This is a genomic window from Stutzerimonas stutzeri, from assembly GCF_019090095.1.
Classification (GTDB): domain Bacteria; phylum Pseudomonadota; class Gammaproteobacteria; order Pseudomonadales; family Pseudomonadaceae; genus Stutzerimonas; species Stutzerimonas stutzeri_AN.
Window position 1 is genome coordinate 1,288,009 of record NZ_JAGQFP010000001.1, and the last position, 20,490, is coordinate 1,308,498.

23 protein-coding genes and 2 tRNA genes are annotated in these 20,490 nt (G+C 62.5%); 5 read left to right on the forward strand and 20 right to left on the reverse strand.

The genetic code is table 11. From position 1 onward, the window contains the following. Positions 1 to 98 precede the first annotated feature (98 nt). A tRNA-Gly gene (locus KVO92_RS05500) sits at positions 99 to 174 on the reverse strand. 17 nt (positions 175 to 191) lie between these two features. After that, positions 192 to 267: transfer RNA gene (locus KVO92_RS05505), tRNA-Glu, on the reverse strand. 213 nt (positions 268 to 480) lie between these two features. Between KVO92_RS05505 and KVO92_RS05510 the strand changes: the two genes are divergently transcribed. Together KVO92_RS05510 and KVO92_RS05515 are read left to right on the forward strand one after the other, a co-directional pair. After that, positions 481 to 1,248, forward strand: coding sequence for a hypothetical protein (locus tag KVO92_RS05510; RefSeq protein ID WP_217474623.1), 768 nt, complete (start codon positions 481 to 483; stop codon positions 1,246 to 1,248). Positions 1,249 to 1,370: 122 nt separating this feature from the next. Further along, the gene (locus KVO92_RS05515) at positions 1,371 to 2,054 is read left to right on the forward strand and encodes a glutathione S-transferase family protein (RefSeq protein ID WP_217475434.1); all 684 of its coding nucleotides are present in this window, start codon (positions 1,371 to 1,373) and stop codon (positions 2,052 to 2,054) included. Positions 2,055 to 2,344: 290 nt separating this feature from the next. Here the strand turns inward: KVO92_RS05515 and KVO92_RS05520 are convergent, their stop codons facing one another. The 3 genes from KVO92_RS05520 to msrB form a co-directional block, all read right to left on the reverse strand. Then, positions 2,345 to 3,223 carry an ATP-binding protein gene (locus KVO92_RS05520; protein ID WP_217474624.1) on the reverse strand — a complete coding sequence of 293 codons (879 nt, stop codon included), beginning with the start codon at positions 3,221 to 3,223 and terminating at the stop codon, positions 2,345 to 2,347. 69 nt (positions 3,224 to 3,292) lie between these two features. After that, positions 3,293 to 3,775 (reverse strand): glutathione peroxidase, encoded by a 483-nt coding sequence (locus KVO92_RS05525; protein WP_217474625.1) that lies wholly within the window; start codon positions 3,773 to 3,775, stop codon positions 3,293 to 3,295. A 32-nt stretch (positions 3,776 to 3,807) separates the two neighbouring features. Further along, the gene (gene msrB, locus KVO92_RS05530) at positions 3,808 to 4,206 is read right to left on the reverse strand and encodes a peptide-methionine (R)-S-oxide reductase MsrB (RefSeq protein ID WP_212619895.1); all 399 of its coding nucleotides are present in this window, start codon (positions 4,204 to 4,206) and stop codon (positions 3,808 to 3,810) included. A 263-nt stretch (positions 4,207 to 4,469) separates the two neighbouring features. Here msrB and KVO92_RS05535 point away from each other — a divergent pair, with 263 nt between their 5' ends. The 3 genes from KVO92_RS05535 (at position 4,470) to htpX (ending at position 7,119) form a co-directional block, all read left to right on the forward strand. Further along, positions 4,470 to 5,681 (forward strand): pyridoxal phosphate-dependent aminotransferase, encoded by a 1,212-nt coding sequence (locus KVO92_RS05535; protein ID WP_212619894.1) that lies wholly within the window; start codon positions 4,470 to 4,472, stop codon positions 5,679 to 5,681. 6 nt (positions 5,682 to 5,687) lie between these two features. Further along, positions 5,688 to 6,131 (forward strand): hypothetical protein, encoded by a 444-nt coding sequence (locus KVO92_RS05540; protein ID WP_217474626.1) that lies wholly within the window; start codon positions 5,688 to 5,690, stop codon positions 6,129 to 6,131. 115 nt (positions 6,132 to 6,246) lie between these two features. Next, a complete protein-coding gene (htpX, locus tag KVO92_RS05545) occupies positions 6,247 to 7,119 on the forward strand; it encodes a protease HtpX (protein WP_212619892.1) in 873 nt (290 codons plus the stop codon). 118 nt (positions 7,120 to 7,237) lie between these two features. Here htpX and KVO92_RS05550 read toward each other — a convergent pair whose 3' ends face one another. The 15 genes from KVO92_RS05550 to ccmA all read right to left on the reverse strand — a co-directional run bounded on the left by KVO92_RS05550 (position 7,238) and on the right by ccmA (position 20,363). Next, positions 7,238 to 7,906 carry a thiopurine S-methyltransferase gene (locus KVO92_RS05550; RefSeq protein ID WP_217474627.1) on the reverse strand — a complete coding sequence of 223 codons (669 nt, stop codon included), beginning with the start codon at positions 7,904 to 7,906 and terminating at the stop codon, positions 7,238 to 7,240. Between the two features lie 61 nt (positions 7,907 to 7,967). Continuing rightward, on the reverse strand, positions 7,968 to 9,368 hold the full coding sequence (locus KVO92_RS05555; protein ID WP_212619890.1) for a sigma-54-dependent transcriptional regulator: 1,401 nt from the start codon (positions 9,366 to 9,368) through the stop codon (positions 7,968 to 7,970). Positions 9,369 to 9,372: 4 nt separating this feature from the next. Beyond that, positions 9,373 to 10,605 (reverse strand): ATP-binding protein, encoded by a 1,233-nt coding sequence (locus KVO92_RS05560; protein WP_217474628.1) that lies wholly within the window; start codon positions 10,603 to 10,605, stop codon positions 9,373 to 9,375. A 69-nt stretch (positions 10,606 to 10,674) separates the two neighbouring features. Beyond that, complete coding sequence (locus KVO92_RS05565) at positions 10,675 to 12,144, reverse strand: sigma-54 dependent transcriptional regulator (protein WP_217474629.1); 1,470 nt, start codon at positions 12,142 to 12,144, stop codon at positions 10,675 to 10,677. Between the two features lie 313 nt (positions 12,145 to 12,457). Further along, on the reverse strand, positions 12,458 to 12,754 hold the full coding sequence (gene fliT, locus KVO92_RS05570; RefSeq protein WP_217474630.1) for a flagellar protein FliT: 297 nt from the start codon (positions 12,752 to 12,754) through the stop codon (positions 12,458 to 12,460). A 123-nt stretch (positions 12,755 to 12,877) separates the two neighbouring features. Further along, positions 12,878 to 13,306 (reverse strand): hypothetical protein, encoded by a 429-nt coding sequence (locus KVO92_RS05575; RefSeq protein WP_217474631.1) that lies wholly within the window; start codon positions 13,304 to 13,306, stop codon positions 12,878 to 12,880. Positions 13,307 to 13,329: 23 nt separating this feature from the next. Then, complete coding sequence (gene ccmI / locus KVO92_RS05580) at positions 13,330 to 14,547, reverse strand: c-type cytochrome biogenesis protein CcmI (RefSeq protein ID WP_217474632.1); 1,218 nt, start codon at positions 14,545 to 14,547, stop codon at positions 13,330 to 13,332. Next, positions 14,544 to 15,017: a cytochrome c-type biogenesis protein gene (locus tag KVO92_RS05585; protein ID WP_217474633.1), complete on the reverse strand. Its 474-nt coding sequence runs from the start codon at positions 15,015 to 15,017 to the stop codon at positions 14,544 to 14,546. Before KVO92_RS05585 ends, ccmI begins: the two co-directional genes overlap by 4 nt. Beyond that, the gene (locus KVO92_RS05590) at positions 15,014 to 15,544 is read right to left on the reverse strand and encodes a DsbE family thiol:disulfide interchange protein (RefSeq protein WP_217474634.1); all 531 of its coding nucleotides are present in this window, start codon (positions 15,542 to 15,544) and stop codon (positions 15,014 to 15,016) included. Before KVO92_RS05590 ends, KVO92_RS05585 begins: the two co-directional genes overlap by 4 nt. Before the next feature lies 1 nt (position 15,545). After that, positions 15,546 to 17,519 (reverse strand): heme lyase CcmF/NrfE family subunit, encoded by a 1,974-nt coding sequence (locus KVO92_RS05595; RefSeq protein ID WP_217474635.1) that lies wholly within the window; start codon positions 17,517 to 17,519, stop codon positions 15,546 to 15,548. Further along, positions 17,516 to 17,983, reverse strand: a complete 468-nt coding sequence (gene ccmE / locus KVO92_RS05600) for a cytochrome c maturation protein CcmE (RefSeq protein WP_217474636.1) — start codon at positions 17,981 to 17,983, stop codon at positions 17,516 to 17,518. Before ccmE ends, KVO92_RS05595 begins: the two co-directional genes overlap by 4 nt. Next, a complete protein-coding gene (gene ccmD / locus KVO92_RS05605; RefSeq protein WP_217474637.1) occupies positions 17,980 to 18,156 on the reverse strand; it encodes a heme exporter protein CcmD in 177 nt (58 codons plus the stop codon). Before ccmD ends, ccmE begins: the two co-directional genes overlap by 4 nt. Then, on the reverse strand, positions 18,153 to 18,908 hold the full coding sequence (locus KVO92_RS05610; RefSeq protein WP_217474638.1) for a heme ABC transporter permease: 756 nt from the start codon (positions 18,906 to 18,908) through the stop codon (positions 18,153 to 18,155). Before KVO92_RS05610 ends, ccmD begins: the two co-directional genes overlap by 4 nt. A 151-nt stretch (positions 18,909 to 19,059) precedes the next feature. Continuing rightward, positions 19,060 to 19,731, reverse strand: a complete 672-nt coding sequence (ccmB, locus tag KVO92_RS05615) for a heme exporter protein CcmB (RefSeq protein ID WP_021207756.1) — start codon at positions 19,729 to 19,731, stop codon at positions 19,060 to 19,062. Then, positions 19,728 to 20,363 (reverse strand): cytochrome c biogenesis heme-transporting ATPase CcmA, encoded by a 636-nt coding sequence (ccmA, locus tag KVO92_RS05620; RefSeq protein WP_217474639.1) that lies wholly within the window; start codon positions 20,361 to 20,363, stop codon positions 19,728 to 19,730. Before ccmA ends, ccmB begins: the two co-directional genes overlap by 4 nt. Positions 20,364 to 20,490 lie beyond the last annotated feature (127 nt).

Below are 20,490 nucleotides of genomic sequence, written 5' to 3' on the forward strand. Positions count from 1 at the left end.
GGGCGAATGCCGAGGGGGGCAGAACGCAGAAACAAAAAAAGCGACCCTTGGGTCGCTTTTCTGCGCTTCGTCACCTTCGATGAGGCTTGAAGCAAATTTGGAGCGGGAAACGAGACTCGAACTCGCGACCCCGACCTTGGCAAGGTCGTGCTCTACCAACTGAGCTATTCCCGCTTGACTTGACGCAATAATGGCGTCCCCTAGGGGACTCGAACCCCTGTTACCGCCGTGAAAGGGCGGTGTCCTAGGCCACTAGACGAAGGGGACGCAGCCCGGAAACTTCAGCTTTCATTCCGGCTTCCAGCGTCTGCGATGTGCTTCTCGCTGCAAGTGGCGCGCATTCTATGGAGCCTACCCAGGGCCGTCAAGCGTCATGTGAAAATTTTTTCGGCACCGATCCGGTGGGTAGTGCCGAGCTATCAGCTTGCCATCCAACGCTCTACACTCGGCACACAACCGTCGGTTAGAGAGGTGCGCCCCGTGTCCCCGGTTCTGATTACAGGATTGGTCATTGCTGGCCTGTTCATATTGATAGCGATTGGCGTGATCAACCAGATCGTAGAGAAGAACAACCTGGAGAAGGCACGCTTACGCGCCGAACTGAGCGACCGTATGCGGCGTTGCGCCAATCTGTCCGACCACATGCCAGGCCAGATGATGACGCCGCCGCTCAAGTCGCTGCTGACGCGTCTGGAATTGCACCTGGCTGAACAGCTGCTGCCGCTGGACAAGAAGAACGCGACGCTCAGCACCCGAATCGATGCGCTGCGCAGCGCTGTAGCGAAGGGCGACGACATCCCTGTTCCGAATCCGCCGGTCAAGGTGACCACCGAGGCGCAGGCCAAGGAGGTTCGTTTGTTGCTCGAGGATCTGCACGCGCAGATCGTATGGGCCAACAAGCAACAGCAGCTCGACACCCCGGCGGCCAAGCGCTGGCTGCAGCAGATTCAGCGCATGATGGTCATGCTGCATGTCGAATACTTCACCAACGTAGGTCAACAGGCGTTGCAACAAGGCAGTGCGCACAAGGCACGCCTCGCCTTCGAACGCGGCATTCAGCATATTCGCAAACAGCCAAACCCGGCCGACTACCAAGCCCTATTGAAGCCGCTCGAAGCGCACTACGCCCATGCCAACAAGCTCGAGCAGACGCAACAGCAACCCAAGCTTGACGAGCCCAGCGAGCTGGCCGAAGGTTTGAAAAGCATGGAAAGCGAAGACGACTGGAAGAAAAACAACATCTACTAGGCTGAAACGGGCGCTGCGGAACCAGTAGCCGAACCATGGACGTCTGCCGCGCCTGGCGCAGGTGATCGATGCTGGCCTCCCCGCCCCTTTTCGCCGTCACCGTGCCCGCGTGGAGAAACTCGATGTCACTGACTGTATTCGGCGCCCCGCTCTCGCCCTTCGTTCGCAAGGTGCGCCTGTGCTTGCTGGAAAAAGGCTTGGACTATCAACTCGAAATCGTCATGCCTTTTACGCCTCCCGAGTGGTATCTGCAGCTCAATCCGCTGGGGCGCATTCCGGCGATGAAAGATGGTGACCTCTGCCTGGCCGACTCGAGCGTGATCTGCCAATACCTCGAAGAGACCTACGCGCAGACCGCTCCGCTGTATGGAAGCAACCCAGTGGAACGTGCGCAAATCCGCTGGCTGGAAAAATACGCCGACTACGAACTCGCCCCGCTGACGACGTTCGGCATTTTCCGCAACCGGGTGCTGAAACCGAGTTCTGGCCATCCGTGCAACGAAGAGAGCGTGCAGAGTGCGCTGACCCAGAAGCTTCCGCCTCACTTCGACTACCTGGAACGCCAGCTCGGCGAGAAGCCGTTCTTCGTGGGCGACCGGCTGTCGATGGCCGACATCGCCTTCACCTGCCAACTGATCAACATGGAGCACGGCGGCGAACGGCTCGACGCGGACCGTTGGCCGGCGCTGGCTGCGCACTTCGCGAGAATGAAAGAGCGGCCATCGCTGCAAAGTGTGCTGCCCAGCGAACAGCGGACCACTGCTAAACTCATCGAAATGGGTAAACAAGCGAGCCAGTCCAGCTGAGGTCTCGCCGTGGTAGGAACCTGAAGCCTGGCCCTGAAAAGCCAAAACGATCAAAAGCTTCGGCCCGAGGTCGGGCCTCCTACATAGCGTTCAAAGCCGCGCCACGCCTCTGTTGTCGGAGGCGCAGCGAGCGTAGGTAACGGCCGAGCGAGGCGCAGGAGTCTGACCCGAAGAGCCAGGCCGCCTACAAACGTCCAAAGGCACGAAGCCGCTGTGCAGAAGGCGCCCCCGCGGCGAACGCGGGCGGCGGTCGAACACGACGGTCCTGCCAAGGGCGTCCCTGGCGCACCTCAGAGCAGTTGAATGCCCACCCACTGCCGGGCAAATTGATAGGCGCAGCGGCCGTTGCGATTGCCGCGAGCCGTCGCCCAGCGGATCGCATCCTTCTCCAGCGCGTCATCCCACTTCCAGCTCAGCCCGGCCTGCTCGGCCAGCGAGCCGACCCAATGCTGCACTACGTTCAGGTAATGCTCCTGACTGAAGGGGTAGAACGACAGCCACAGGCCAAAGCGATCCGACAGCGCAATCTTGTCTTCCACCGCTTCGTTGGGGTGCAGTTCGCCATCGATCATCTGCCAGTTTTCGTTATCGCTCTGCCGCTCGGGCACGAGATGTCGCCGATTAGAGGTGGCGTACAGCAGCACGTTTTCCGGCGCGCGCTCCAGAGAACCGTCCAGAACGCTTTTCAGCACGCGGTAATCGCCTTCGCCGGCCTCGAACGAAAGGTCGTCGCAGAACACGACGAAATGCTGCGGCTGCCCGGAAAGCTGATCGACGACCTTCGGCAGATCCGCCAGATGATCGCGCTCGATTTCAATCAGACGCAGCCCCGCAGAAGCGTGCTCGGCCAAGAGCGCGCGAATCAGCGAGGATTTACCCGTGCCACGCGCGCCCCAGAGCAGGACGTGATTGGCGGGCAATCCTGAAACGAACTGACGGGTATTGTTCGATAGCAGCTCCCGTTGGCGGTCGATGCCGATCAGATCGGCCAGCTTCAGATCGAGCGAGACGCTCAGTGGCTGCAGATAACCACCCTGCCCTTCGCGGTGCCAGCGCGCGGCGAGACTGGCGGCCCAGTCGATCGGCGCTCTCGGCGCCGGCAGCAACGGCTCCAGACGCGTCATCAGCGCCTCAGCACGCTGCAAAAAAGCTTTCAGCTCGACATCCATTGAAGCGACTCCAGACAAAAAAATGCAGTAAAAGCTGCCGCGCCACTCAGGCACGGCACAGCGGGGCAATCACAGCCGCGCCTCGATGCGCGACGCCAACGCTTCCGGCGGCGTACGCGAGGAGAAGCGCTCCACTGTCCGGCCTTCATCGGCAATCAGAAACTTGGTGAAGTTCCACTTGATGGCCTTGCTGCCGAGCAAGCCAGGCGCACGCTTCTTCAGGGCTGCGAACAAGGGATGGGCGTCGCCGCCATTGACCAGCACCTTGGCGAACAGCGGAAAGCTGACACCGAAGTTGCGCTCGCAAAAGGCAGCGATCTGCTCCTCGTCGCCCGGCTCCTGGTGGCCGAACTGGTCGCAGGGAAAGCCCAGCACTACGAGCCCTTGCTCACGATAGCGCGTCCAAAGCGCTTCCAACCCCTTGTACTGAGGCGTGAAACCGCACTTGCTGGCCGTATTGACCACGAGCATCGCCTTGGCATTGAAATCGGCCAGCGTCGTCTGCTGCCCATCGATGGTGGTGCAGGGAATTTCAAGCAGTGGATCGCGCATGGCGGCACCTGATGATGCGTTGCGATGGCCGTTCAGGCCTCGCGCGGCTTGTGATTGAGCGATACCGAGTTGATGCAGTAGCGCAGGCCGGTGGGCGCCGGGCCGTCCGGAAAGACATGCCCCAGATGGGCATCGCAGCGAGCACATTTGACCTCGATACGGTGCATGCCGTGGCTGAAGTCATCGAGGCTGCGGATGGCGGTGTCGCTGACCGGCTGAAAGTAGCTCGGCCAACCGCAGCCGGAATCGAACTTGGCGTCCGAATCGAACAATGGCGCGTCACAGCAGGCGCAGTGATAGATGCCCGGAGCCTTGGTCTCGTTGTATTTGCCAGTGAACGGACGTTCGGTCGCGCCGAGTCGGCAGATTTGGAATTGCTCGTCGGAGAGTTCTTCACGCCAGGCCTCGAGCGGTTTTTCAAGCTTGTCCATCGGTAACCTCCTAAGGGTCTGTTCCCGTTTCGCCGCAACCCGAGGGCCTGGCGGGCGTGGCCGCGAGCGAAAGCGGAAACAGAGCCGCTCTTAAATAAGGCGGATCTGTACCTTTTCCGAGGATCGGGCCGCACGTATGATGCGTTGCTCTTAGACGCCTAGTCTGGCAGCGGGGTTTCCGGCTGCCAAGGCGCCCGGGTTCATGCCAAACGACGCCAGCCATCAAGAGCCGGGCGCGTCTTCACTTCGGGACATTCAGGATCATGCAGGTCAGCAAATCGAACAAGCTCGCCAATGTCTGCTACGACATCCGTGGGCCAGTGCTCAAGCACGCCAAACGCCTGGAAGAGGAAGGCCATCGCATCCTCAAGCTGAACATCGGCAATCCGGCGCCGTTCGGTTTCGAAGCCCCTGAAGAAATCTTGCAGGACGTGATCCGCAATCTGCCGACCGCGCAGGGCTACAGCGATTCGAAAGGCCTGTTCAGCGCGCGTAAGGCGATCATGCAGTACTACCAGCAAAAGCAGGTGGACGGCGTGACCATTGAGGATATCTACCTCGGCAACGGCGTCTCCGAGCTGATCGTGATGTCGATGCAGGCACTGCTCAACAACGGCGACGAAGTGCTGATCCCCGCCCCGGATTATCCGTTGTGGACAGCCGCAGTAAGCCTTGCTGGCGGCAAGCCGGTGCATTACCTGTGCGACGAGCAAGCCAACTGGTGGCCGGACCTGGCCGACATCAAGGCCAAGATCACGCCGAATACCAAGGCACTGGTGCTGATCAACCCGAACAACCCGACCGGTGCCGTGTATCCACGCGAAGTGCTCGAAGGCATGGTCGAGCTGGCGCGCCAGCACAAGCTGGTGCTGTTCTCCGACGAGATCTACGACAAGATCCTCTACGACGACGCCGTCCATGTCTGCACCGCCTCGCTGGCACCAGACGTGCTCTGCCTGACCTTCAACGGCCTGTCGAAGTCCTACCGCGTTGCCGGCTTCCGTTCCGGCTGGGTGGTCATCACCGGCCCGAAGCACAAGGCGCAAAGCTATATCGAAGGCATCGACATCCTGGCCAACATGCGGCTGTGTGCCAACGTGCCGTCACAACACGCGATTCAGACCGCCCTGGGCGGCTATCAGAGCATCAACGACCTGGTACTGCCGCCGGGCCGTCTGCTCGAACAACGCAACCGCACCTGGGAACTGCTCAACGACATCCCCGGGGTCAGCTGCGTCAAGCCGATGGGTGCGCTCTATGCCTTCCCGCGGATCGACCCCAAGGTCTGCCCGATCCACAACGACGAAAAGTTCGTGCTCGATCTGCTGCTGTCGGAAAAGCTGCTGATCGTCCAGGGCACCGCCTTCAACTGGCCCTGGCCGGACCACTTCCGGGTCGTCACCCTGCCCCGCGTCGACGACCTCGAGCAGGCGATCGGCCGCATCGGCGGCTTCCTGAAGACCTATAGCCAGTAAGCATCGATGGATCTGCAGGTCGACGACTTCTACCACGACGCCGCCGCCGGCCTGCTGATGCTCTATCAGGCGTTCCCGCGCAAGATCACGCTTTACGTCGACGATCTGATTGGCCATGAAGAGCCAGACGAGTTCGGCCTGCCCAGCACACGCCATCAGAGCTGCCTGGGCGCGCTGATATGGCTGGCCGATGAGGGCTATCTGCGCTTCGAAAGCACCATCCAGTTTCTCGCCATCGACCAGGCGACGCTGACCGAGAAGGCCTTTCTGCGCTTGACCAGCAGCCTCTCCGAGCCCGCCAACGACCACGACAGCCTGCCCGCCAGCGTACGCCGCGTACAGTCGAGCCTGGCCTATCAGCTACGCCAGGCATTGCGCGAAGGGCATGGCGAGCGCCTCGCGCAGCTGACACGCCACCTCTTGAGCCAGCCATCGCCCGGCCGCGTCTGAGCGCGCCGACACGGCAGGCGACATAGCTTGAAATAGTCGCCCGGTTGAATAGCGCCGACCCGCACCTTATATAGCCTATCGTTCTTTACTGTTCCTCTTGGAGTTTGCCGCAAATATGATGCGCATTTTCTTGTTCCTGGCCACTAACCTGGCTGTATTGGTCGTTGCCAGCATCACCCTGAAGCTGCTCGGAGTGGATCGTTACACCGGTCAGAACTACGGCAGCCTGCTGGCGTTCTGTGCCGTCTTTGGCTTCGCCGGCGCGCTGGTCTCGCTGTTCATCTCCAAGTGGATGGCGAAGATGAGCACGCGGACCGAGATCATCAGCCAGCCCCGCACGCGCCATGAGCAGTGGCTGCTGCAAACGGTCGAGCAGCTGTCCCGCGAAGCCGGGATCAAGATGCCCGAAGTCGGAATCTTCCCCGCCTACGAAGCCAACGCGTTCGCGACCGGCTGGAACAAGAACGACGCACTGGTAGCGGTCAGCCAGGGCTTGCTCGAGCGTTTTTCGCCGGATGAAGTCAAGGCGGTCCTCGCTCATGAAATCGGCCACGTGTCCAACGGCGACATGGTGACGCTTGCCCTGATCCAAGGCGTGGTGAACACCTTCGTCATGTTCTTCGCGCGGATCTTCGGCAGCTTCGTCGACCGCGCCATCCTGAAGAACGAGGACGGCCACGGCATTGGCTACTTCATCGCAACCATCTTTGCCGAGCTGGTGCTGGGCATCCTCGCCAGCATCATCGTCATGTGGTTCTCGCGTAAACGTGAATTCCGCGCCGACGAGGCTGGTGCGCAGCTGGCGGGTACTCGTGCCATGATCGGGGCGCTCCAGCGCCTGCAGGCGGAACAGGGCGTTCCGGTCGATATGCCCGACAGCCTCAAGGCATTCAGCATCAACGGCGCCCTGCGCAACGGCCTGGCCGGGTTGCTGATGACCCATCCGTCGCTGGAAGACCGTATCGAAGCCCTGCGTCAGCGCGGCTGATCAACGGATCGAGACAAGGGCGGCATCGGCCGCCCTTTTTATTGAGGTCTCACTTGGGATGTCCTGGGCGCCGTTGCTCCGCGCCCGTCAACGCGCTCAACGCTTCTCGCTGGCGTCATCAGCGCGCTAGATGCGCTTCAAGTCGATAGCAGCTCTCTTCCAAACGCGTCAGCCCACGCTGTAGAAACTTCCAGTTGCGTTCGTCGAGCACGTTCGCCCGTTCCAGCAACTCGACTCGCCAACGCCTACCCAACGCTTGCTGGACCTCCGCATCGCTCACGGCGAACGGCGGACCCGACATCTGTTCCTGCGAGTAATCCAACGTAATCAGAAGGCCTCGGCAGTTCGACGGCAGGATGTTTCCAAGGTGCTCGACATAGCGCCTACGCATGGCCTCCGGGAGCGCAATCAGCGCAGCGCGGTCGTAGACCGCCTGGCAATCGGAAACGTCGTCTGCGCTGAGCGCGAAGAAATCACCACAACGGATCTCCAGCGTCCCGGCACGATAGACCCGAAAGTCGCCCTCCACGCTGACCTCGGCGCCGAGGTCGTGCTCACGGAAGAAATCCTCCACGGCGCGCTCGCTCAATTCCACCCCTAGCACCGCATGGCCTTGTTGGGCCAGCCACGCCATATCGAGACTCTTGCCGCATAGCGGCACCAGCACCCGAACGCCATCGGCCAGCCGCAGATCCGGCCAGTGACGGCGTAGATAAGGGTTGACCTCGTTCAGATGGAAACCGATTTCGTTGCGTGCCCAACGTCGTTGCCAGAAGCCTTCGTCCACACCTACACCCTCGTCAGCGCTGATGACGGTAGCTTATCAGAGCCGCGTTGCAGCGCTCGATTCAGGCCCGGCGCAGAGCCGATTCGGTGTCTACGCCAGCGTCACGCATCTGCGCCAGCTTGTAACGCAGGGTGCGCGCGCTGATGCCCAGTCGATCGGCAGTCTCCTTGCGCCGCCCGCGCTCGCTGCGCAGCGTATCGAGGATCAGTTCGAACTCTCGGCGACGAAGGTCGTCGCCAAGGGCGCCGGCCGCCTCGGTCTGCGCAGGAGGCGACATGGGCAAGCGGACTACCGGCACCGCAGGGCTCGATACGCTACCGAGCGTGGCGCCGACCGCAGCGGTCAGGCAAAGATCGGCTGGCATGATCGCGCCGCCTTGCTGCAGGATCAGCGCCCGTTGAATGGCGTTATCCAACTCGCGTACGTTGCCGGGCCAAGCATGTTCGATGAGGCACTGGCACGCCTCGTCACTGAGGCGCACGCCGGTTTGGCGCATCTTGCCCGCATGATTGCGCAACAGCCGCTCGGCAAGCGGCACGATATCCGCCCGTCGCTCACGCAGCGGCGGCCAGGCAAGCGGAAAGACCGAAAGGCGGTAGAAGAGGTCCTCTCGAAAGCGCCCGCTGCGCACCTCCTCAGCCAGATCTCGATTGGTGGTGGCAAGGATGCGAATATCCAGCGCTATCGGTTTGCGTCCCCCGACGCGCTCGACCTCGCGCTCCTGTAGCACGCGCAGCAGTTTGGCTTGCAGTGCCAATGGCATCTCGGATATTTCATCAAGCAGCAGCGTCCCGCCTTCGGCCAGCTCGAACTTACCCGGCTGCATCGCGATGGCGCCGGTGAAGGCGCCTTTCTCGTGGCCGAACAGCGTCGCCTCGAGCATGTTGTCCGGGATCGCTGCGCAATTGATAGCGATGAATGGTTTGTTGGCGCGGCTGGATTGCTGGTGGATGTAGCGGGCCAGCACCTCTTTACCGGTGCCTGATTCACCGGAAACCAGCACGGTCGAGTCACTCTGCGCGACCCGCGCCGCCAGCGCGAGCAACTGGCGGCTCGCCGGCTCGACCGCCACCGGCCCCTCGGCATCCGCTGCACCAAGCTGCCCGCAAGCATGCCGGGCGACCAACTCGAGCAGGACCTTCGGTTCGAACGGCTTGACCAGATAATCCACCGCCCCCTGGCGCATTGCCTCTACTGCCCGCTCCACCGCGCCGTATGCGGTCATTAGCAAAACAGGCACCTGCGGATAACGCTGGCGGACCAGTACCTGCAGCGCATGGCCGTCCATACCCGGCATGTTGACGTCGCTGACGACGAGGCCGAAGTCTTGTTTGTTCAGCGCCAGCAGTGCAGCTTCTGCGCTGTCCACCGCCAGGTAGCGATAGCCGCCGAGCTCGAGCGTGTCGCCCAGAGCCTCTCGCAAAGCGCGGTCGTCTTCGACCAACAGAATCGTTGCGGTCATGGATCTACTCCGAAATGGACGCCACAGCCGTCGGCAGCAGCGGCAGCTGCAACAAGGCACGGGTGCCCCGGCCGGGCTTGGAGCGCAGGCTGAGCGCGCCCGAATGAGCGCGCGCCACCGATTTGACGACAGCCAGGCCCAGCCCAGTGCCGGTGGCACGGGTCGTGAAGAACGGCTCACCGAGTCGCATCAGGGTCGCGGCATCCATCCCAGCCCCGCTGTCACTGACGCTGACATACAGCCATGACGCCCGCGCATACAGATGCACCTTCAGCCGAGGCGCGTCGGTCGCAGCCTGGAGCGCGTTCTCGATCAGATTGAGCAACGCCCCGACCAAGGTGTCGCGGTTGCACAGCAGCGAACCGTCGCCGGCATCGCACTGCCAACGGACCGCAACGCCATCCAGCCGAACGGCTGCCGCGGCATGCAAGGCGTCCATCAAGTCGGCAGGGGCCAGGCGATCCTCCAGTGGCAGGTCGCCGCGCGCGAACACGAGCATGTCGCGGACCTGATGCTCCAGTTCGTTCAGACGGTCCTTCAACCGCCCGGCGAAGCGTTGCTGGTGTTCAGCCGATAACCCGCCCTGCTCCAGATGGCTGGCATAAAGCAGCGCAGTGGAAAGCGGTGTGCGGATCTGGTGGGCCAGCGAAGCCACCATCCGACCGAGCGCGGACAAGCGCTCATGACGCGCCAGTTGCTCCTGCAGCCGGCGGGTCTCGGTCAGATCCGTCAGCAGTACCAGCTGGCCTGGCTCGCCATTGAGCGAGCGCGTGGCGATGGACAGGCGGCGCCCGTCCTTCAGCGATATTTCGTGACCATCGTCTCTGCGCGGCGCGAAGCTGCGAGCGATCACCTCGCGCCAAAGCGCACCTTCGAGCGGCGCGCCAAGGAGTTCCAACGCCACCGGGTTGGCTTCACGAATCACGCCCTGACCGTCGATGACGACGACGCCGCCGGGCAGCAGATCCAACAGGCTCTGTAGGCGTCTGGCCAGGCGCTCTTTTTCGTCGAACGCCTGCAGCTCCTTGGCGCTGGTTTCGGCCAACTGCCCTTTCAGCTCGGCGACACGTGCCTGTAACAGCTGTTGAGACTCACCCAGGCGGCCGGAAACGCGCGCAATCAGCTCGAGCGAATGTTCAAGCTCGGTAGGCGATTCGCCAGGGGGCGGAGTCAACGCTGATGAAGCGGACGCTGAAGTCACTGCACTATCCGTCAAAAGATGGTCGGTGCAGCTCATCCAGCAAGGATCATGCCTGGCGATTTTCCAGGAGGGTGCCACGCAGCCGATCGGCTGCGTGGCGGGTATTCACTCGTCGAGATCGTCGTCGCGACGGTTCATGCCGTACTTTCGCATCTTCTCCACCAGCGTGGTGCGTCGGATGCGGAGGCGCTCGGCGGCACGCGCTACAACGCCGTTGGCATCATCGAGCGCCTGCTGGATGAGCCCTTGTTCGAGGTTGCCCAGGTAGTCCTTCAGATCGAGGCCCTCGGCGGGCAGCATCGCATGCGCGTCCGCGGAAACGATGGGCGCATTGATCGCGGCGCGCTCTTCCATCTCATCGTGCATTCCGATGGCGTACTGCTCGTCATCGTCATCGACATGGCGGAATTTCTTCGGCAGCTCCATCACGCCGATGACGCCGTAGGGATGCATGATCGCCATACGCTCGACCAGGTTGGCCAGCTCACGGACGTTACCGGGCCAGTCGTGACGGCACAGCGACATGATCGCGGCGGAGTTGAAGCGAATCGAGCCGCGCTTTTCGTGCTCCATGCGCGAGATGAGTTCGTTCATCAGCAGCGGAATGTCTTCGATACGCTCGCGCAGCGGCGCCATTTCGATCGGAAACACATTCAGGCGGTAGTACAGATCTTCGCGGAAGCTTCCGTCGACGATCATCTTTTCCAGATCCTTGTGGGTCGCCGCGATGATGCGCACGTCGGCGTTCTGCGTTCGGTTGCTGCCCACGCGCTCGAACGTGCGCTCCTGCAGCACCCGTAGCAGCTTCACCTGCATCGGCAGCGGCATGTCACCGATCTCGTCGAGGAACAGCGTGCCACCCTCGGCCAGCTCGAAACGACCGGCTCGGGACGTGATGGCGCCCGTGAAGGCGCCTTTCTCATGACCGAACAGTTCGCTTTCCAACAGCTCGGCAGGAATCGCGCCGCAGTTGACCGGAACGAACGGCCCGCCACGGCGTTTGGAATGATAGTGAAGGTTGCGCGCAACGACTTCCTTGCCCGTACCCGACTCCCCGAGGATCAACACGCTCGCTTCGGTGTCGGCTACCTGCTGCATCATCTGCCGAACGTGTTGTACCGCACGGCTGGTGCCGACGAGGCTGCGAAAGAGATTGGGTTCGCGCTGCCGGCCGCGGGCCTTGGCCTGGTCGTTCATCTCCCGGTAGACCTGGGCGCGGTGCAGCGAATCGAGCAGCTTGTTATAGCTCGGCGGCATCTCCAGGCTGGTCAACACGCGGCGACGGATTTCGTCAGGCCAATCCGCCGGCACGGGCTCGCCGATCAGCATGAGTGGCAGATTCTCGTCCCACTTGCTGACCTGCTTGAGCAGCTCCACCGCGCCGCCCTTGGTCGACACATCGCCAAGCATTACACCGAGCACACTGCGGCTCGACTCCAGCGCCCCGACGACGTCCTGCCACTCATCGCTGGCGCAGGCCAGATGATCCTCACTGAGAAAATTGAGGATGACCGCCAGGTCGCGGCGACGGTCTCGATCGTCATCTATCAACAAAATCTTGGTTTCACGCCACATCTTGTTTATAGCTCTAGAGGCTGGAAGGAAGCCTGCGCACGTCTCGTAGAAACGGCTACATCGTCGGCAGATAGTCAGTAGTTAATTAAAAAAAACGACTTGAGTCAAATTTATGACGTGATTCACCGACAAAAATAGGGAGAACCTACCTAAGTATTGATACAGAACAGGAAATTAAACGGCAGGCACGGAGGACCCACCGCGGCGCGACATTTATCGTTGCGCGATAAATCGTTGCGCCATAAACATGCCACATTCCCTGCCCAGGAATATCGGGCAGCGGGCCATCGCAGCGTTGCTGACCTGCTCGCGGTCAGCCGAACAGCTGGTAGACGTTGGCGCCCTGCCGGGACTGGTTGAGCTGGCGCAGCTCATCGGCAATACGCTGCTGCTCGGTCTGGCAGGTGGAAACCAGTTCACGATAAAGGCCCACCAGCTCCTGCAGGCCCTGACGAACAGCGGACTCGTTCTCATCGGACTCGGCCACCGCGGCTTCGACCGCCTGCCGGCATTGCAGATCCAGAACGCTGATGGCGGTCCAGTCTTGATGGGCCAAGGCGTCACGCAACGCGATGCCGGTTTCCTCAAGACGTTTGACTGCTGCACTCATGGACTCGCTCCGGATGACTGATGACGATGGGTACGCCGGCACGCTCGTCGGCTCTGAAACCGTTATCGGCAGCCGGCGACGCGCCTTTAACACGAGGCGTGGGGTCGCCGGTGCTCGGCAGGATCAATGCAGGCCGCGCAGTCCGGTCGGCACGCTGGGCGGCGCAACCGGTTCCCAGGGGCCATCCGGACGACCGGAGCAATACCAATCGCCATCCCAGCGGTAGTACAGCCGTTCGCGGTAGAACAGGTCGCGCCCTTCCACGACATAGACGCCCAGGCGGTTATCCCAGTGCGCCGCGCCTTGAGGCGGTGGCGCGTAGCGCGGATGGCTTTTCTGCGTGGCTGGCGGGCGTGGCGCCGGCGGTGTACGCACCGGTGGCGGTGTGACGACCGGCTCACGCGGGACCGACGCCGGCGGGCTCGGCCGACGGCTCGGTTCCGACGTCTGGTAGGGATTGCCGGCGCAGGCGCCCAGCAACAATGCGAGGGTCGTTACGCTCGCGAGCCTGGACAGCCGAAAAGCCGCTGACGATACCGAATCGCTTGCCATTGCTCTGCCTCTGAGCCCTGCGGTCAGGGCGCTGCGGGTTGATCGATGGTCAGTTTGGCCACGCCTTCCGCGGTCGGCGCCAGCGGGCCACTGCTACCCTGCCATTGTCCTTGGGTAGCGTTTCCATCGCGCGAGATGCGGGCGACCAACTTGACCTGTTCGAAGTTGGACAAGCGAAGCTGCGGGGTCATTGCATCGGCATCGCTCAAATTGACGGTCGCGGGCAGGTCGGCCACCGTCAGGCGCTTGACCGCCAGCGGCATCGGCGGGCCGGATACCGCCCGTGCGAACACGAAGACCGTGTCAGTGGAGCGCACCTTGTCGGTCAAGGCCGCATCCAGTCGCACCTCGACGGCCAATCCGGAACCTGTGGGAGGTGCTGCCTCGCCGGTCGGCTTCTCGACGCTCGCGGTCGCCGGCTCGCCAAGCTGTTCGCGAGCCCGGGCGATACCGCCTTCGATGGCGGCCCGTGAAGGATCTTCGGCCGGCAGGGTCGCCACCAGCCGCTCCCAGAAGCCTATCGCCTCGTCGAAACGCTGTTCCTCGAAAGCAGCGATGCCCAACAAACCGAGGCTGGTCACCTCGTGCGGATCGCCCTGCAGAGCCTCGTCGGTCAAGGCCTGCATCTTCGGCGACCACTGGCGGTTCTCGGCGAAATAAAGCGCCTGCGCCCACTGCCCCAGCAAATCCGGCTGGCGACCCGCGAGCTTGATCAACTGCTCGTAAGCGGTCGCCGCATCGGCTGGACGATCCTCGCGCATGTAGGCGCGCGCCAGGAAATACCAGGCCTCGGAGGAATCGGGTTGGGCCTTCACCGCCCGCTCCAGACGCCCGACCATTTCTTCGATGGAGTGAGGTTGGTTGGCGAACTCCCGCGTCAGCTGAACCTTGTCACTCGCGCCCCAATGCAGGTAGAGCGCGTAGCCCAGCAATGGCATGAGGATCGCCACAACCAGCGGTATGGCTCGGCCCAGGTTGCTACGACGATGGACATCGCTGCCCTCGGTATCGTCCAACAGTTCGCGCGCCGCGTCCGCCCGCCCCGCTTCGAACTGTTCAGCGCTGAGCGTACCGGCCGCCTGCTGGCCAGCCAGCTCGGCGAGCCGCTCTTGATAAAGCGCGACGTTGAGCGCGGTCCGATCCTCTTCCGCTTGTGAATGGCGGCCTCTCATCAACGGCAACAGCAGGAACGCCAGGGCGACCAGCAACAGCAGGCCCGCACCTATCCAGAAATCGATCATGGTTGTTTTTTATCCAGCAACGTGGCGAGGCGCTCGCGTTCGGCCTCTGAAAGAGTCTTCGACGATGGATCGCTGGCCGCTCGCCGGCGCCGCATCAGAATGAATACCAGCACGCCCAAGCCGAGCACGAGCAGCGCATAGGGGCCATACCAGAGGACGAGGGTCTTGGCATTGACCGGCGGCTTGTAGCGCACGAAATCGCCGTAGCGTGCCACCAGGTAGTCGACGATCTGCTCGTTGCTCTGGCCTTCCTCGACCATGCGATAGATCTCCCGACGCAGGTCCGTCGCGATGGGCGCGTTGGAGTCGGCGATATTCTGGTTCTGACACTTCGGGCAGCGCAGCTCTTCCACCAGGGTACGGTAGCGTTCACGCTCGGCGTCGGTATTGAATTCATAGGCATCGATCGCCGCCTGCGCCCCGCCTACCAGGCACAGCGCCAGCAGCATCCCGCGAATCAGCAGCTTCATTCTTCAACCAACTCCTGATACAGGGCGGCGATCTGCTCACGCCACACGCGTTCGTCGATCACGCCGACGTACTTGTGGCGAATGATGCCCTGCTTGTCGACGATGAAGGTTTCCGGCGCGCCATACACGCCCAGGTCCAGGCCCAGGGTGCCCTGCGCGTCACTGATATTCAGCTGGTAGGGATCATGGAACTCGCGCAGCCATTTCTGCGCCGCGGCGTTGTCGTCCTTGTAGTTGACGCCGTAGATGACCACGCCCTGCTTGGCCAGTTGATTGAGCACCGGGTGCTCGACCTTGCAGGCGACGCACCAGGTTGCCCAGACGTTGACCAGGGCCGGCTTGCCCTTGATGTCGTCGGCGGTTATCAGGCGTTGGGGGTCTTCCACCGAGGGCAACGAGAAGGACGGCAGCGGCTTGCCGATCAGCGCCGAGGGCAGCTCGGTCGGATCCAGGAACAAGCCCCGATAGAGAAACACCGCGACGACCAGAAAGATCGCCAGTGGCAGCAACATCAACAGTCTTTTCATATCAGGCTCCTTGCTCGGCCATACCGAGGGCATCACGGACCCGAGTCCGGACCTTCACCCGATAACGCTTGTCGCACACACAACACACGCCGCCAAGCGACATCAGCAAAGCGCCCAGCCAGATCCAGCGCACGAAGGGTTTGACATGGACCCTGACCGCCCAGGCGCCGTTTTCCAGCGGCTCGCCGAGGGCAACATAGAGGTCACGGAACAGTCCGGCGTCGATGCCCGCTTCGGTCATCGGCATCTGCTGCACGGTGTAGAGACGCTTCTCCGGGTGCAGGGTAGCGACCTGGCGGTCGCCGTCGAAGACCCGGATGGTGCCCTTGTCCGACGTGAAATTCGGGCCTTCGAAATGCTTGGCGCCGTCGAACACGAAGTGGTAGCCACCGAGCTGCGTCGACTCGCCGGGCGCCAGGCGCAGGTCGCGCTCATCGCTCTGCTGACTGGTGAGCACCACGCCCAATGCGCAAACCACCAGCCCGAAGTGCGCCAACTGCATGCCCCAATAGCTCGGAGCCAGGCTGCGCATTCCCTTGACCAGACCTTTGTGCCGCGTCTTGTCCAGCAGGTCACGAACACCCGCGCTGACCACCCAGGCCGCCAGCAGACATACCGCCAGCACCGCCCAGTGGAAGTCGGCAAACAGCATCGAGCCCAGTCCGCCGAGCACGGCGCTGGTGATCAGCACCGGGGTCAGCATGCCGACCAGCCATTTCACCGGCGTATCCTTCCAGCGCGCCAGGACACCCACGCCTAACGCCAGCAACAGCGCACCGATCAGCGGCAGGAACATGGCATTGAAGTAGGGAGGCCCCACCGAGAGCTTGCTGTTGGACAGCGCATCGAGCAGCAGCGGATACAGGGTGCCCAGGAGAATCATCGAGGTGGCGACGACCAGCAGCAGGTTGTTGACCAGCAAGAGCGTCTCGCGCGACCACAGCCCGAAGCCGATCTGGCTCTTCACGACCGGTGCACGCAGTGCGAACAGCGTCAGCGAACCGCCGATGACCACCAGCAGGAAGGCGAGAATGAAGACCCCACGCGCCGGGTCGGTGGCAAAGGCGTGGACCGACGTCAGCACACCGGAGCGAACCAGGAAGGTCCCCAGCAGGCTAAGCGAGAAAGCCGCGATCGCCAGTAGCACCGTCCAGCTCTTGAAGGCGCCACGCTTTTCCGTGACCGCCAGCGAGTGGATCAACGCGGTGCCCACCAACCACGGCATGAACGAGGCGTTTTCGACCGGATCCCAGAACCACCAGCCGCCCCAACCGAGCTCGTAGTAGGCCCACCACGAGCCCAACGCGATACCGGTGCCGAGGAATGCCCAGGCAATCAGCGTCCAGGGACGCGACCAGCGCGCCCAGGCAGCGTCGAGGCGACCGCCGAGCAACGCCGCGATGGCGAAGGCGAAGGCCACCGAGAACCCGACATACCCCATGTACAGCATCGGCGGATGCACAACCAGACCGAAGTCCTGCAGCAGCGGATTGAGATCACGGCCATCCATCGGCGCCTGCGGCAGGAGTCGGTCGAACGGGTTGGAGGTGACGATCAGGAACAGCAGAAAGCCGATACTGATCAGTCCCATCACGCCCAGCACACGGGCCAGCATGTCCTCGGGCAGTTGCCGCGAGAAGATCGACACCGCAAAGGTCCAGCCGGACAGGATGAGCGCCCAGAGCAGCAGCGAACCTTCATGCGCGCCCCACACCGCACTGAACTTGTAGTACCAGGGCAACGCGCTGTTGGAATTCTGTGCGACGTAGGCGACCGAGAAATCATCCACCATGAACGCATAGGTGAGGCAGGCGAAGGAGAAGACCAGGAAGGAGAACTGACCCCACGCCGCAGGCTGGGCCAGGCCCATCCACTGCCGGTCGCCACGCCAGGCGCCGATCAGCGGCAGCGTGCCCTGCACCACCGCCAGGCACAACGCCAGAATCATTGCCAGATGACCGAGCTCCGGGATCATTTCGCCCCCTCCTGCATGCCAGCACCGTAGGGTTTGCTCTTGCCGCTTTTTTCCAGCGCTGAGCTGACCTCCGGCGGCATGTAGTTTTCGTCATGCTTGGCCAGCACTTCGTCGGCCACCAGCACGCCGTCTTCGTTCAGGCGCCCGAGCGCGACGATACCCTGCCCCTCGCGGAACAGGTCGGGAAGAATACCCTGGTATCGGATAGTGACCGTCTCGGCGTAGTCGGTGACGCGGAAGGTAACGGTCAGCGAATCGCTGCTGCGCTGCACCGACCCTTCTTCGACCATGCCACCGGCGCGGATTCGGGTACCCTGCGGCGCTTCACCGGTGGCGATCTGGGTGGGTGTGTAGAACAGGTTGATGTTTTCTTGCAGGGCGGACAAGGCCAGCGCCACGGCAATCCCCACCCCCGCCAGGATGGCCAGGATGATGTACAGACGCTTCTTGCGCACAGGATTCACTTCATTTCCTCCCGGCGCAAACGGCGCGCCTCGTCTTGCAGGTAACGACGACGCGCCATGACCGGCGACGCCACGTTCAGAATCAGGACCGCCAGGCTGATGCCATAAGAGGTCCAGACGTAGAGGCCATGGTGGCCCATGGCGACAAACTCGGAAAACGACGAAAAATTCATGATGCCCGCCCCACCAGCGCCTTGATTTCAGCCTTGACCCAGCTGCTTCGAGATTCACGACGCAGCACTTCCAGGCGCATGCGCATCAGCAGGACCGTGGCGAAAAAACAATAGAAGCCGATCACCATGACCAGCAGCGGCAGCCACATCTCGACCGGCATGGCCGGCTTTTCCACCACGCTGAAGGTGGCTGGCTGGTGCAGGGTATTCCACCACTCGACCGAGTATTTAATGATCGGGATGTTGACCACGCCGACGATCGACAAGACGGCGCAGGCCTTCGCCGCGCTGTCGCGGTTGCTAATGGCCTGCCCCAGCGCAATCACCCCGAAGTACAGGAACAGCAGAATCAACATCGACGTCAGGCGCGCATCCCAGACCCACCAGGCGCCCCAGGTCGGCTTGCCCCACACCGCACCGGTAACCAGGGCGATGAAGGTCATCCAGGCGCCAATGGGCGCAGCCTGCTGCAGTGCGACGTCGGCCAGCTTCATCTTCCAGACCAGTCCAACCACGCCGGCGACGGCCAGCATGACGTAGATCGACTGCGCCAGGAACGCTGCCGGCACATGGATATAGATGATCCGGAAGCTGTTGCCCTGCTGGTAATCCTGCGGCGCAAAGGCCAGCCCCCAGACTGTTCCAACGACGATCAGCAGCAACGCCGCGCAGGCCAGCCACGGCAGCCAGCGGCTGCTGATCTCGTAGAACCATTTGGGCGAACCCAGTTTATGGAACCATGTCCAGTTCATAGCGCCTGCCTCACATCCAAAACGCCAGCCGATACTGCTCCGAAACCGGACAGTCGCCGCTTATTCGCGATCAATAAATTCATCGTTGTCCTGGCCGCCCATCGACTCGGCTCATCGGTTACGCTCCCGAAAAGATACATCGTGCACTCGGTCACTCGCCGACGCTTATTTTCAGCCCGGCGGCTATGGCAAAGGGTGTCAGGGTAACCGCCAGAACGGTCAGACTGGCCAGCCATAACAGGTAACCCAACGCAGGCAAGCCCTGCAGTGCGGCCTGCAACGCCCCGCTGCCGAGTATCAGCACCGGGATATAGAGTGGAAGGATCAGCAAAGCCAACAGCAGCCCCCCTCGCTTGAGTCCGACGGTCAATGCCGCGCCGACCGCGCCCAGCAGGCTCAGGATCGGCGTGCCGAGCAACAACGACATCAGCAGCACCGGCAGCGCACTGGCCGGCATGCCCAGCATCAGACCCAGAAGTGGCGCCAGCAGCACCAGCGCCAGACCGGAAAACAGCCAGTGTGCCAGCACCTTGGCGAGCACCAGAAGCGCCAACGGGTGCGGCGAAACGACCCACTGTTCAAGCGAGCCATCTTCGAAATCGCTCCGAAACAGCCCATCCAGAGAGAGCAGTACGGCCAACAGCGCGGCAACCCAGATCAAGCCGGGCGAGATGCTTTGCAGCAATTGCGACTCGGGCCCGACGGCCAGCGGAAACAAGGCGATGACGATGGCGAAGAACACCAGCGGATTGGCCAGCTCGGCCGGGCGACGGAACAATAGACGGGATTCGCGCGCCAGCAACAGCGTGAAGACATTGCTCATGCGGCGCGCTGCCCCAGGTCGATCTCACGGAAGCCGGCCGGTGTCTCGGCCAGCGAGTGGTGGGTCGTCAGCACGACCATTCCGCCCTGCTCGCAATGCCCGGCCAGGTGCCGTTCCAGCTGCGCCACACCGCTCTTGTCCAATGCCGTGAACGGCTCGTCGAGAATCCACAGCGGCGGCGGCGAGAGATACAGGCGAGCCAGCCCGACACGTCGCTGCTGCCCGGCAGACAGGGTATGACAGGGTACATCCTCGAAGCCGCGCAGCCCGACCGCAGCCAGCGCTTGCCAGATGGCATCGCGCGTTGCAGGCTGGTGCAAGGCGCACAACCAGGTGAGATTCTCCTCCGCGGTGAGCAGCCCTTTGATGCCTGCCGCATGGCCGATCCACAACAGGTTGCGTGCCAGTTCGCCGCGCTGGCTTTCCAGCCCCCGCCCCTTGAGCAGCACCTGGCCGGCGGTCGGCTGCATCAGACCGGACAGCAGTCGCAGCAGGCTGGTCTTGCCGCTGCCGTTGGGGCCGGCGATCTGCAACATCTCCCCTTCGGCGATCCGCAGGTCTAACCTCTCGAACAGGAGACGCCAGTCCCGCTCGCAGGACAGCGCCACAGCTTCTAGAAAGGGACTGGACACGCTAGGGCTACCTCAAGATGGAGTGAGCCCAGCCGCTATACCGATGGCAGGCCGGGCGGCCGGAATTATACATGCCGGGCCCGCGCGCCAAAGGCCACAACGGCGAAAGGTTGTAAGAGCATTTAAG

What these genes read in the sequence shown, in the direction of transcription:
- KVO92_RS05515 (WP_217475434.1), top strand. Translation starts at nt 1,371, where the DNA reads ATGTCACTGACTGTATTCGGCGCCCCGCTCTCGCCCTTCGTTCGCAAG.
- KVO92_RS05520 (WP_217474624.1), bottom strand. Translation starts at nt 3,223, where the DNA reads ATGGATGTCGAGCTGAAAGCTTTTTTGCAGCGTGCTGAGGCGCTGATG.
- KVO92_RS05525 (WP_217474625.1), bottom strand. Translation starts at nt 3,775, where the DNA reads ATGCGCGATCCACTGCTTGAAATTCCCTGCACCACCATCGATGGGCAG.
- msrB (WP_212619895.1), bottom strand. Translation starts at nt 4,206, where the DNA reads ATGGACAAGCTTGAAAAACCGCTCGAGGCCTGGCGTGAAGAACTCTCC.
- KVO92_RS05535 (WP_212619894.1), top strand. Translation starts at nt 4,470, where the DNA reads ATGCAGGTCAGCAAATCGAACAAGCTCGCCAATGTCTGCTACGACATC.
- KVO92_RS05540 (WP_217474626.1), top strand. Translation starts at nt 5,688, where the DNA reads ATGGATCTGCAGGTCGACGACTTCTACCACGACGCCGCCGCCGGCCTG.
- htpX (WP_212619892.1), top strand. Translation starts at nt 6,247, where the DNA reads ATGATGCGCATTTTCTTGTTCCTGGCCACTAACCTGGCTGTATTGGTC.
- KVO92_RS05555 (WP_212619890.1), bottom strand. Translation starts at nt 9,368, where the DNA reads ATGACCGCAACGATTCTGTTGGTCGAAGACGACCGCGCTTTGCGAGAG.
- KVO92_RS05560 (WP_217474628.1), bottom strand. Translation starts at nt 10,605, where the DNA reads ATGAGCTGCACCGACCATCTTTTGACGGATAGTGCAGTGACTTCAGCG.
- KVO92_RS05565 (WP_217474629.1), bottom strand. Translation starts at nt 12,144, where the DNA reads ATGTGGCGTGAAACCAAGATTTTGTTGATAGATGACGATCGAGACCGT.
- fliT (WP_217474630.1), bottom strand. Translation starts at nt 12,754, where the DNA reads ATGAGTGCAGCAGTCAAACGTCTTGAGGAAACCGGCATCGCGTTGCGT.
- KVO92_RS05575 (WP_217474631.1), bottom strand. Translation starts at nt 13,306, where the DNA reads ATGGCAAGCGATTCGGTATCGTCAGCGGCTTTTCGGCTGTCCAGGCTC.
- ccmI (WP_217474632.1), bottom strand. Translation starts at nt 14,547, where the DNA reads ATGATCGATTTCTGGATAGGTGCGGGCCTGCTGTTGCTGGTCGCCCTG.
- KVO92_RS05585 (WP_217474633.1), bottom strand. Translation starts at nt 15,017, where the DNA reads ATGAAGCTGCTGATTCGCGGGATGCTGCTGGCGCTGTGCCTGGTAGGC.
- KVO92_RS05590 (WP_217474634.1), bottom strand. Translation starts at nt 15,544, where the DNA reads ATGAAAAGACTGTTGATGTTGCTGCCACTGGCGATCTTTCTGGTCGTC.
- KVO92_RS05595 (WP_217474635.1), bottom strand. Translation starts at nt 17,519, where the DNA reads ATGATCCCGGAGCTCGGTCATCTGGCAATGATTCTGGCGTTGTGCCTG.
- ccmD (WP_217474637.1), bottom strand. Translation starts at nt 18,156, where the DNA reads ATGAATTTTTCGTCGTTTTCCGAGTTTGTCGCCATGGGCCACCATGGC.
- KVO92_RS05610 (WP_217474638.1), bottom strand. Translation starts at nt 18,908, where the DNA reads ATGAACTGGACATGGTTCCATAAACTGGGTTCGCCCAAATGGTTCTAC.
- ccmB (WP_021207756.1), bottom strand. Translation starts at nt 19,731, where the DNA reads ATGAGCAATGTCTTCACGCTGTTGCTGGCGCGCGAATCCCGTCTATTG.